At 35.6% G+C, this 12,338-nt stretch carries 10 protein-coding genes; 6 read left to right on the plus strand and 4 right to left on the minus strand.

Annotation, left to right across the window (positions count from 1 at the left end; translation table 11 throughout):
* Positions 1–151 precede the first annotated feature (151 nt).
* From OWO01_RS07355 to OWO01_RS07365, 3 genes are all read right to left on the minus strand, one after another.
* Positions 152–1,471 carry an anaerobic C4-dicarboxylate transporter family protein gene (locus OWO01_RS07355; RefSeq protein ID WP_268779795.1) on the minus strand — a complete coding sequence of 440 codons (1,320 nt, stop codon included), beginning with the start codon at positions 1,469–1,471 and terminating at the stop codon, positions 152–154.
* Positions 1,472–1,542: 71 nt separating this feature from the next.
* Entirely contained in the window at positions 1,543–2,409 is an 867-nt protein-coding gene (locus OWO01_RS07360; RefSeq protein ID WP_268779796.1) for a PfkB family carbohydrate kinase, read from the minus strand.
* A 39-nt stretch (positions 2,410–2,448) separates the two neighbouring features.
* Positions 2,449–3,423, minus strand: coding sequence for an SIS domain-containing protein (locus OWO01_RS07365; RefSeq protein ID WP_268779797.1), 975 nt, complete (start codon positions 3,421–3,423; stop codon positions 2,449–2,451).
* Positions 3,424–3,553: 130 nt separating this feature from the next.
* Between OWO01_RS07365 and OWO01_RS07370 the strand changes: the two genes are divergently transcribed.
* Positions 3,554–4,258, plus strand: a complete 705-nt coding sequence (locus OWO01_RS07370; protein WP_268779798.1) for a GntR family transcriptional regulator — start codon at positions 3,554–3,556, stop codon at positions 4,256–4,258.
* A 1,187-nt stretch (positions 4,259–5,445) separates the two neighbouring features.
* Here OWO01_RS07370 and OWO01_RS07375 read toward each other — a convergent pair.
* Complete coding sequence (locus tag OWO01_RS07375; protein ID WP_268779799.1) at positions 5,446–6,369, minus strand: AraC family transcriptional regulator; 924 nt, start codon at positions 6,367–6,369, stop codon at positions 5,446–5,448.
* A gap of 142 nt (positions 6,370–6,511) precedes the next feature.
* On the opposite strand from OWO01_RS07375, the gene OWO01_RS07380 reads away from it, so the two are divergent.
* From OWO01_RS07380 to OWO01_RS07400, 5 genes are all read left to right on the plus strand, one after another.
* Positions 6,512–7,963 (plus strand): rhamnulokinase, encoded by a 1,452-nt coding sequence (locus OWO01_RS07380; RefSeq protein ID WP_268779800.1) that lies wholly within the window; start codon positions 6,512–6,514, stop codon positions 7,961–7,963.
* A gap of 20 nt (positions 7,964–7,983) precedes the next feature.
* Positions 7,984–8,643 carry an L-fuculose-phosphate aldolase gene (locus tag OWO01_RS07385; protein WP_268779801.1) on the plus strand — a complete coding sequence of 220 codons (660 nt, stop codon included), beginning with the start codon at positions 7,984–7,986 and terminating at the stop codon, positions 8,641–8,643.
* 13 nt (positions 8,644–8,656) lie between these two features.
* Positions 8,657–9,808, plus strand: coding sequence for a lactaldehyde reductase (fucO, locus tag OWO01_RS07390; RefSeq protein ID WP_268779802.1), 1,152 nt, complete (start codon positions 8,657–8,659; stop codon positions 9,806–9,808).
* A 201-nt stretch (positions 9,809–10,009) separates the two neighbouring features.
* Positions 10,010–11,812 (plus strand): L-fucose isomerase, encoded by a 1,803-nt coding sequence (locus tag OWO01_RS07395; protein ID WP_268779803.1) that lies wholly within the window; start codon positions 10,010–10,012, stop codon positions 11,810–11,812.
* 92 nt (positions 11,813–11,904) lie between these two features.
* The gene (locus OWO01_RS07400; RefSeq protein WP_268779804.1) at positions 11,905–12,336 is read left to right on the plus strand and encodes an RbsD/FucU family protein; all 432 of its coding nucleotides are present in this window, start codon (positions 11,905–11,907) and stop codon (positions 12,334–12,336) included.
* The last annotated feature ends 2 nt before the right edge of the window (positions 12,337–12,338 follow it).

Here is a 12,338-nt window from a genome sequence, read left to right on the forward strand (position 1 = left end):
ATTGCAATTATGACTTTGGTCTAGTAACTAAATGGCGATTAGAGCCCCCATAAGGGATGAAAAAATATCCTTCTGTTCTTCGTCTAATAAATGTTATTTCTTTATTTTCATCCCACTGTGTATTTTCTGTGTAAAATAGTAATAAAGATACTTAGATGATTATAAACCCTAAAATAATTGCAATCACAATGGAAAAAATAGTATTAAGAAGCCCTGGAATCATAAAGCTGTGATTTAATACATATTTCCCGATTTTCGTTGTACCTGCTGTATCAAACGATAACGCTGCTATAACTTGAGCAGAAACAGGAATAAAGTAGTTTGCATTTACAGCCATCCAAGATCCTATAATAATGGCGGGGTGTAGACCTAATCCAATTCCTATTGGCATCATAATTAATGTTGTTGCAGCTTGGCTTGTAATAAGAGCCGCTACAACAAATACTATAATTGCGAATACCCAAGGAATAGTTTCTACGATACCTGCAACATTGCCTTCGATAAATTCCCTTTGGGCATCTATAAATGTATAACTCATCCAAGCTAAGCCGAATGCACAAATTATAGCAAGAGATCCGGCACGAAATATACTAGTATTTAAAATTTCCTCTATTTTAGGTTTACAAAAAATTACTATTGCTGCTGCACAAACTAACATAATGATCTCAATTGTATAGGGCATCGATAGCACAGTAATCTCCCCATCTACTTCCCATGAAGGACGTAATTGAGAAAAAACACCCAATAATACAACCGCTATTACACCAACTAAGAAAATAAATACTGATTTTTTTTGGTTTTTAGTAGTTTGTTTTTGTTCTACTTTTTCTGTATCTCTATTTAGCGTCAACCCGTTTTCTAAACGCTTTTGAAATTCAGGATCTTCCCGTAACTCTTTTCCCTTTTTTAGTGTTATAAAGGCAGATAAAACAACACCAATAAGCGTAGCAGGAATAGTTATCATTAGTATTTCCGCAAAACTTACTCCTAATGGAAGCATAAATCCAATCATGGCTGCTGTTGCGGCCGACATAGGAGAGCAAGTAATAGCCTGTTGAGAGGAGATAATGCTATTTGAAATCGGTCTCTCTGGCCGGATATTATTATTAATTGCTAACTCATTAATAACAGGCAAAAGGCTATATACAATATGACCAGTCCCTGCAAGGAACGTAAATAACCAAGCAACAATAGGTGCCACTATAGTTAAATATTTTGGACTTGTTCGGAGTAATTTTTCTGCTAAAAACACTAAATAATCTAGTCCTTTTGCTGTCTGTAATGCTGAGGCGGCTAAAACGACAGATAGAATAATCAACATAACATCTATAGGAGGTGCGGCAGGTTGTTCTTTAAAAATGAATACAAAGATTGCAACACCAACTCCTCCCATTAAACCAATAAATACATCACCTTTCTTAGCACCAAAGTAAATAAGGATAGCAATTACGACTAATTGTAACCAAAACATACTAATACCCTCCATTTTTTATAAGATGTAAGCACTTTCATTTTTTTAGAAAAAACAAGCAAGAAGAACCCTTACTTGTTTATAATCGTACCATGTCCAAATGCCCCTTCAATTTGACATACTTTAGCAGAGAAATTAGCACCTTTCTTCATTGCTTGAGATACATCTTTAATGATACTCAATTTGTTAAAATCTATATGTCCGTTATGCACGCTAAGTAATTCGTGTAAAAAGGCAGTTAAATAAGCGTCGCCTGCTCCCATAGTATCTTTGGCTTCTTTTTGTAAAGAGGCTTCTTGATAAATTAAATTGTCTTTTACTAAGGAATATGATCCTAATTCGCCTACAGTTCCAACTACAATTTTAACCCCTAGATTAGCGAACTTCCTCATTTCAGATTCTCTTTCCGTTCTACTCAAATGACTAGTTGAAAGAAATGCAATGTCAATGTAAGGGCATACTTTCTTTATATATTCATCGTTCCAGCGAACAGAAAAATCATAAGAAATGGGCACTTGCAAAGTAGCTAATTGAGATAAATCAACTTCAATATAACTATTTAAACTAGAGTGAACCAACGAGAAGTTCTTGATATAATTTTCGTCAGCATCAGAAAAATTCCACCCATTGTTTTTAGAGACCCCCCCTTTATTAGATCTAATAAAACTACGGTCTCCTTTGATTAATTCTACTTCCGCGAAACCATTTTCTCCTTCAAAGCAACGTGAACGGTAATACTCAATATCAAGTGAGTCTAAAACGCTTTTTATATAGGTCGCGATTTCATCGTTTCCAAATTTAGTGATCAAAGAAGCCTTATTACCCAACATTTTTGTATAGACGCAAAAATTAAGTACATTCCCTCCTGGATACATAATGCCTTTGTTTATATATTTATCTACTACGTTATCGCCAATCCCTAGTACCTTATATGACATTTCAAAGCCTCTTTTCTACAGCTGGTTTAGTTAAGAATTTTAATATTCAACCTTCCACATGTAACGACGTGTTGACAGAGGGTGGTCACGAATTTCGGCTAACGCTTCATTGTAGACTGGATAAACATTATTGAATAACAAGTGGTTAAAGTAATCGATAACTTTACTATCAATTGTGGATAATCCTAATTCTTTCGCATCTAACACTTCAATTCGTTTGCCGTATTTATTTAGAAACGCTAAAGCTCGCTCATCAAGGGAGCGCGTACTACCCTCTGATACTTGAATAATAAATGGAATATTTGCATCAGTGATTTCAAATGGGCCGTGGAAAAATTCACCAGTATGAATAGTGGAAGAATTGATCCATTGCATTTCCATAAAGATACAGATGCTCTGCAAATAGGCAGCTCCCCAACCTGCACCACTTGCCATAGTATAAATAACATTATCATCTTTATGATTTATCGCAAATTGTTTGGCTCGTTTTTCTACATGCTTTTGAGCATTACTTACTATTGAATCGATCATGGAACGACCTTCCATAAACTGACTATAGTACTCATAACCTTCCGTTTGATTTAAAATTTCCACTGCAGTTAACAACGCATTCATTGTTTTTTCTTTTGAAATCTCTTTAGATGGTCCAAAAGAATAATCTATCACATAATCTGCTTCTGAAACAATTGGTGAATCATTAATCCAAGTTAATGCAATAACAGTAGCCCCTTTTCCTTTCGCGACAGTAGCTGCTTTAATAGTTTCAGGAGTATTACCTTTATGAGAAGCAACGATTACAACAGAGTTTTCTCCTAAAGATACTGGAGTGTTATGAACAAACTCATTACTGCTATAAAGGCTTACTTTCACTTCTTTAGCCTCTTTTTCTAAAAATGCCTTAGTTGGATAGAAGGCTGCATATGAGCCGCCACAGGCTGCATAGTAAACTTCTTTAATACCTCCCACATCTTTCTTTTTTTCAATAATTCTTGCAATAACGTCTTTTACTTGCATTTTAACCCCTCCATTAATGTATTGTTTTGTTATACCTGTATAATAATACATTTAGATACATTAAGCAATAGCAAATATTAAAAAAAATTGATATACTATAATTAGAAAATCTCAAAGGGAGGTTTATAAGTTGAAAGATGGAGCAATACCCAAATACAAACAACTAGAAAAAATAATTCTAGATAGCATTACGAAGGGTGAACTAAGCGCGGGAGACCAGATTTCTACTGAAAAAGAACTTAGCACTAAATACAATATTTCTCGGATTACTGTTAGGAAGGCATTAGAAAATTTAGAAAAACAAGGATATCTAACTCGAATATCAGGTAAGGGGACATTCATTGCGGACAAGGTATTATTAAAAGATATTTCAAATACATTAGGCTTTAGTGAAAATATCCTTTTGCAAGGAAAAAAACCTGGAGCCAAAGTAATAGAAAATAAAATTATTGATTCAACACCAGAAATAGAAAATGCATTAAATTTAGAAAAAGATGAAAAAGTAATTTCTGTTATTCGGGTTAGAACTGCCAATGAGGAACCGATTTCTTTGGAATACTCTATTTTCCCAATGGATTATGAATACCTTTTACACGAGGATCTAAATGATAAATCAATGTATGATATTCTTAAGAAGCAAAGCAATATACACTTTGGGAACAGTAGAAAAACAATCAAAATAGTAAGTTCAAATTTTGAAGAATCAAAATACTTAAAAATTCCTGAAGGTCATAGTGTATTATGCTTAAAAAGCGTGGTTGTAGACACCAATAACAATAAAATTCACATTTCAAAACAGATAATACTAGGTGATAAATTTACACTGATTGTATAAATCTGTTCATAGTATGTATTGATAGTGTGGTTGTGGTATTAACATGATTTAGGTAGATTCTTATCCCGGTAGTATACAATTTTGTGGAACCATTGGGGAGTAAACAAAGAAGAACGAGTCATTGAGGAAGTATTTACTTATCAACGAGATCGAATGATAATGGGGCTGCGGTGGGCATTTTCGAACAAAAACATTAACTTATTTGAGGGTTGAGAAATATTTAACAGATGAAAAATCCTTCGCTATTTAGCCTTAAAATAATGAACGATAGTAGAAAAATAATGCTTATGACAAGGATAGAACGATTTGTAATATTGTTCGTAACCGTAATAGTAGCTCCCAGAGGAATTCCAGATTTCTTTGAAAATGGCGGGCCAGGAAAAGCCAGTACTCGACTAGCACTAATGCGTTATTGATCGAAGAAAGTGATGAGGTAATAGAGGGAAAGACGATTTATGTAATAAAAAAGTAAGACCGTCAAGTGCAGGGTTTAGATCGAAGACATGGGTTCAGTTCCCATCAAAAGATAAATTGATGGATTTATTTTGGATCCGAGGGTCAGACCTCTTCTATGCAGCCCTTACTAAATTCTGTAGAAGAATCTAGTACTATGGCTTCTGCTGACTTCTGGTAGTTCAGCGAACAGTTGACTGTTCAGTTATGCAGTGTTGCACGTATCTACCAGACCTCCCCGGGTAAGTGCGTAATCTTTTTCTTCATCTATCTGCTTCATTTACTCTGTACAACCTTTGGTAGAATGGAATTTGTTTTGATTAGCAAACTCATCCAAATTGTACCTAGCCTTATATGAAGTTCGTGTTCCTCAGACCAAAGGTTGGCCACTCGCTTCCTTCAGATTCCACTTCACGATTGACACACCCTTGCGTTAAGCTAACTGTTACTTCTACCTTCACAGTTCGGGACCCTTACCCTATAGTTTACGCCCAGTATGAGGGTATGCTGGTGTTAAAAAACTAAAAAAGCGCCAAGCTTAAGCAAGCTATCACTTGTTTCGTCAAGAAGAAGTTAAGAATGACGGTCAACAGAATAATAAGTCAGAAACACATCCAAAATGACAAAAGCTAGCATGCTTTTTTAGTGCGTAATAGAATCAGTGAAGAGAAATTCAATTCATCCTGATGATGACGGTGCAATTGCAAATAAGTAAGCGAAGTTGCTTAGTTGAGTCACACTGAGCCATTTAAATTTAAAATCGTTTTATTTTCAAATTCTTCGGTATGTTCAATGTGAGCGGACTTTCTAATCTTATAAATGTACTCATCTTGATTCGCTACTTTCATGAACTGACTAGGAGCAATGCCAGTAAACTCTTTAAATACGCGGTTAAAAGATCGAATGTTATTGTAACCACAGTCGTAAGCAATTTCAATAATGCTTTGCTCCTTTTTTTGAATATACTCCAAAGCTTTTTCGATCCGAATCGCATTTAAATATCGAACAAAGGTTGAACCTGTATAGTCTTTAAATAATGTCGAAAAATAACTAGTATTTAAATTTAAATAATTTGCACCATCAGAAAGGGAGATGTCTTCTGAATAATTTCTTTCAAGGTAGTCCAGGAAAGATTGGAATTCATCGATACGATCACGTTGGCATTTTGGTTGATCATCATTGATTAAATACGCTGCATTTCTTTTTAATAATAGACAAAACTTACGTAATTCGGCCTCAATAATCTCATCGTAAAATTTGTTTTTATACTTTACTTCATAATTGATCGTGTAAAGTAAAGCCTGTAAATGTTTAGTCAATTGAGATTTTTTCAAAGTGTTTTTTGTTAACAAGGCTGTTTTTAGATTAAAGCCTTTAAAAATTGAATTAATGATAGCAGGGTCAAAAATGATAAATTCTAATACATTAGTATTTTTACCAATATTACTATAATGGATTTCACCACTTTCAACGATGATTAAGTCCCCTTTTGTTCCTCGGACACTTTCACTTTCTAATGTTACTTCTAAAGCCCCTTCTCGTATATATATCATTTCAATTTCCGTATGCCAATGGGGGACAAATGCAAGGTTTCGATATACCCTATGCCAAATCTTCACATGAGATTCGTATTGACGAGTTTCGTAAAACGCTTTCATTTAATAATACCTCCCTAGTACGTTTAATACGAATATACAGTGAATCTAAAAATTTGTCCATGTTTATAAAAAAAAATACTAGAAATGTAAGCGTTTTAATAAGATGATAAGGTTAATCATAAATAGCAAAGAAGGTGATTCAATGACAAATGTTTTAGCGATTGATTTAGGGGCTACATCGGGGAGAGCAATAATTGGAACATATGAAGCTGGTGGCGTTCATTTAACTGAAATATCTCGTTTTAAAGATTACGTAATGAAGTCAGAAAATACATGGTTTTGGAATCTTGATGAGATTATGCGACAAATAAAACAAGCCATAATAAAAGCGAATGATTATGACGGAGTAGATAGCATAGCTGTAAATACATGGGGTGTAGACTTTGGATTAATTGATGCGGAAGGCAAGTTAATCAGACAACCGATTCATTATCGAGATGAACGAACAAAAGATATGTTAGAGGTTGCTGCTGATTATATGCCACTAGAACAAATATATAAGGAAACAGGCATCCAGTTAATGGAGATTAATACGCTGTATCAATTGTTGTATGTGAAAATAAACGAACCTGAAATATATAAACGCGTTGATAAAGTCTTGATGATGCCAGATCTTATTAATTATTTATTGACAGGTATCATGCTTTCTGAGAGAAGTATCGCCTCGACAACACAATTATACAATCCAATGAAGAAGCAATGGAGCGAAGAAATAATTGAGTCGTTTTCGTTTGAACGTCACTTCTTCACTGACTTAATCGATGCAGGTCAAGTTATTGGAAAACTTAAACCGGAATTTACATCGGAGGAAACACAGTCTATTCAGGTCGTATCCATCGCAAGTCATGACACAGCTAGCGCGGTGTTTAGTGTGCCATCAGATGATGAGGCTTTTACATTTATATCGAGTGGAACGTGGTCTTTAATTGGACAAGAATTAGACTATCCAATTATTAATGATCAAGCATTTTCAAACGAAATAGGAGTGAAAGACAAAGTTACTTTCTTAAGGAATCTAACAGGACTTTGGATCCTAGAGCAGTGTAAAGCAGAGTACAAACGAAAAGGGTACGACTATAGCTACTCTGAGATTATGCAATTAACGAACGAAACAACGGAAACAACCGGTTACATTGATGTGAATGATGCTGTTTTCTCTACTTCTGGAGATATGATTGATCGAATCAATGACTACTTACTGCTCACTGGGCAAAAGAAAATCCAAACACCAGGAGAGGTGTTCAAGCTTATTTATACGAGCTTAGCAATGAAATATAGAGAAGTTCAAGAGCAACTCGAATCTATTACCAATATAAAGAGCAATAAAGTTTATATTGTTGGAGGAGGAGCTAAATCAGATTTATTGTGCCAATTAACAGCGAACATTTCAAATAAAGTAGTTGTTGCGGGGCCTTCTGAGGCGACAGCTACAGGGAATATTTCCATGCAACTTGTTGGATTAAATCATTTTGAAGACACACGAGAAGCCAAGCAACTGTTGAGAACTATTGGTGACGTTAAAGAGTACTTACCGATAGAAACAGACAACTGGGAAACAGCATATCAGCACTATGCGTCAATAATTAACAGATAACTTAAAAGGTGGTAATTAAAATGTTAATGGAAAAAGAGCGTTATGAGCTAATTGAGTTTGGCAAGAAGTTAGTGGACACCGATTTAACTAAAGGGACGGGCGGAAACTTAAGTGTATTTGATCGTGACCAAGGTCTAATGGCGATAACGCCATCAGGTATTGATTTTTACGAAATTAAGCCAGAAGATATTGTAATTATGAGATTAGATGGTGAGATTGTTGAAGGGGATCGCAGCCCATCAAGTGAATGGAGTATGCATAAAATTTTTTATGAGAAACGAACAGATTTAAATGCGATCATTCATGCGCATACGACGTATTCAACGGTATTAGCTACTTTACGTTGGGAGTTACCAGCTTCTCACTATATGATTGCTGTTGCTGGATCAACGGTACGAGTGGCGGATTATGCTACATACGGCACACCTGAGCTTGCGTTCAATGCTTTTGAAGCTATGCAAGATAGAAAAGCTGTTTTATTAGCAAATCATGGTATTGTTGGTGGCGATAAAGACTTATTAAATGCATTCAATGTTGTAGAGGAGGTAGAGTATTGTTCTAAAATATATGTAAAGGCGAAGACTATTGGTGATCCTGTTGTATTGCCTGAGGATGAGATGAGGCATATGGCTGAAAAATTTAAAACGTATGGTCAAAAAAAGTCTATCAAATCTGAATAAAGGAGAGATTAATATGGTAAATCGAATGATTCTTAATGAAACGTCATACTTTGGTGAGGGAGCTATTGAAGAGCTACCAAAAGAGATTCAGAAAAGACAGTTTAATAATGTATTTATTATCACAGATAAACAATTAGTAAAGATTGGTTTAATAGATACAATCTTAGCATTATTAGATAAGTATTCGATAAATTATACAGTCTTTGATGAAATCGATCCTAATCCATCAATTGAGAATGTGAAAAAGGGACTAAGTGTTTTTAAAGAAAAAGCTTCCGATTGTATTTTAGCGTTCGGCGGTGGTTCGCCTCAAGATGCGGCAAAAGCGATTGGTATTATCGCAACGAATCCGGAATTTGCAGATGTAAGGAGTCTAGAGGGCGTAGCTGATACTAAGCATCCTAGTCAACCTATTTTTGCGGTACCGACAACGTCTGGGACTGCGGCAGAAGTGACTATTAATTATGTCATTACAGATAAGGAGAACAAAAGAAAATTTGTTTGTGTGGATCCGCATGACATTCCAATTGTTAGCTTTGTCGATGCTGATTTTATGCTCGGTATGCCGAAGGCTCTAGCTGCAGCTACAGGAATGGACGCTTTAACTCACGCGATTGAAGGTTATATTACTCAAGCAGCTTGGGAAATGACGGATATGTTGCACTTGAAAGCTATTGAAATAATCGGTCGGTCTTTAAGAGATTCAACAACAGGAAATCCAGAGGCAAGAGAAGAAATGGCGCTCGGTCAATATATAGCTGGTATGGGATTTTCAAATGTAGGACTGGGGTTAGCTCATGGTATGGCCCATCCACTAAGTGCACATTATGATTTACCGCATGGTGTCGCGTGTGCAATGTTGCTCCCATTGGTTATGGAGTTTAATAAACCTTTTGTTACTGCTAAATATCATGAAATTGCGAAGGCTTTAAAGGTACATGATGTCCATTTGCTTTCTGAAGAGGAAGCGGCAGATGCGGCTTGTGAAGCTGTTAGAACTCTAAGTAAAGATGTTGATATTCCTACATCTTTAAGTGATCTGGGCATTCAAGTAGATAACCTTGATCAATTGGTAAAAGATGCGCAAAATGATGTATGTACACCTGGAAATCCTCGTCCGGTTAATATTGATGATATTAGAAAGATTTATTTAAGTATCCTATAAAAGGAACGTTATTCATACCTATTTAAACTCTGCACCATTATTTGGTGCAGAGTTTTTTATTGTTCAAATATAGGATTGATTAATAGAGAGAGAAAACATCAATCTAAAAAAATGTCCATATTGTAAAAAAAGCTTGCTAGCAATGTAAGCGCTTTTATTATAAAGTTTAATTACATTAAAAAACAACTGGAGGAGATATATATGTTTAAAAAGCGATTTGCAGAAAGTTATCCTAAAATAGGTATAAGACCAACCATTGATGGAAGACAAGGTCCTTTAAATGTTAGAGCCAGTTTAGAAGAACAGACTATGAGAATGGCGGAAGCGGCAGCTAAGCTAATTAAAGATAATATTAAATATAGTAATGGTGATCCGGTTGAGGTCGTAATTTCGGATACAACAATTTCACGCGTTCCTGAAGCAGCGGCATGTGAAGAAAAGTTTCGAAAGGAAGGCGTTGATATTACATTAACAGTAACGCCTTGCTGGTGTTATGGTTCAGAAACAATGGATATGAATCCACACACAATAAAAGGAGTATGGGGATTCAATGGGACAGAACGTCCTGGAGCTGTGTACCTTTCAGCTGTGTTAGCTGCACATGCGCAAAAAGGGTTACCTGCATTCGGTATTTATGGAAGTGAAGTGCAAGATGCGGATGACACAACTGTACCAAAAGATGTACAAGATAAAATTCTTAGATTTGCGCGTTCAGCAATAGCGGTAGCGACTATCAAAGGTAAGTCATATTTACAAATTGGCTCCATGAGTATGGGTATTGTAGGTTCGGCAATGGATTATGACTTTATGGAAGAATACTTAGGTATGAGAGTGGAATCAATTGATGAAGTTGAAATCTTAAGAAGAATAGAAGAAAACATTTTTGATGAAAAGACTCTTGAAGAAGCAATGGAATGGATGAAGAAATATGCAAAAGAGGGTATCGATACTAATCCAGAGGGATTCAAGAGTGCAGAATCTAAGAAAGAAAAAGATTGGGAATTTGTTGCTAAAACAGCCATAATCATTAAAGATTTGATGAATGGCAATGATAAATTAAAGAACGATTTTCCAGAAGAAGCTTTAGGGCACAATGCGATTGCAGCCGGTTTTCAAGGTCAAAGACAATGGACAGATTATTTACCTAATGCCGATTTTGCTGAAGCTATTCTTAATTCCTCATTTGATTGGGAAGGTGTCCGAGAGCCGTATGTCCTAGCGACCGAAAATGATATTTTAAATGGTGTTAGTATGGTATTTAATAAATTATTAACAAATAAGGCGCAATTATTTGCAGATGTGCGAACGCACTGGTCATCAGATGCAATAAAAAGGATAACTAATTATGACTTGGAAGGAAAAGCTGCGGAAGCAGACGGTTTATTATTGCTCTTAAACTCGGGTTCAGCAGCGCTCGATTATGCAGGTGAAGCCGTTGACGATTCAGGCAATAAGACGGTTAAACCATTCTATGACCTAACGGATAAAGATGTAATTAAGAATTTAAATGCAACAACATGGTCTCCAGCAAATAATGGCTATTTTAGAGGTGGAGGATTCTCATCAAACTTTACTACATTTGCAAATATGCCATTAACTATGATTCGTTTAAATCTCGTGAAAGGGATAGGACCTGTTTTACAACTCGTTGAAGGATGGTCAATTGAATTACCAGAAGAAGTAAACGATAAATTGATGGAAAGTTCAGACAAAACTTGGCCAACGACTTGGTTTGCTCCACGAATTACAGGAGAAGCCCCATTTGATAAAGCATACTCTGTAATGAATAATTGGGGTTCCAACCATGGTGCTATTAGCCACGGCCATATAGGTGCAGATCTTATTACGCTTTGTTCAATGTTAAGGATTCCGATCTCTATGCATAATGTTCCAAATGAAGATATCTTTAGACCGCATGTTTGGGCTGCATTTGGTATGGATAAAGAAGGTTCGGATTACAGAGCGTGCCAACAGTATGGTCCGTTGTACCGCAATATTAGATAATAAGATGAATGCAATAATTAAACTATAATAATGGATTTGTCACGAGAAGTTTAAAACTGTTTCGTGACAAATCAAAAGGAGCGTACGAATTAGTGTTAAATAATATTTCAAAATTATTATCCCCAGATTTATTAAAAATATTGAGTGAGATGGGACACGGGGATGAAATCGTCATTGCGGATGGTAATTTCCCTGCAAACTCAAACGCAAAGAGATTAATCAGGTATGACGGTGTCGGTGCGATTGAGTTATTAACAGCCATTCTTTCTGTATTCCCCTTAGATGACTATCATCCACACCAAGTTTATATGATGGAGGTAGAAGCTAAAGATGCATATGAGCCTGAAATGTGGGGGGAATTTAAATCGGTTCTTAGTGAAACACAAAATAATTTTTCGATAAAACATCTTGAACGCCAAAAATTCTACGAGCGATCTAGACAAGCTTATGCAATCATCGCAACAGGCGAAGAAAAACTATATGCAAATATTATTTTGAAAAAAGGTGTAGTAAATTTGGTTTAGGG

Source organism: Natronobacillus azotifigens, assembly GCF_026805325.1.
Classification (GTDB): Bacteria; Bacillota; Bacilli; order Bacillales; family Amphibacillaceae; genus Natronobacillus; species Natronobacillus azotifigens.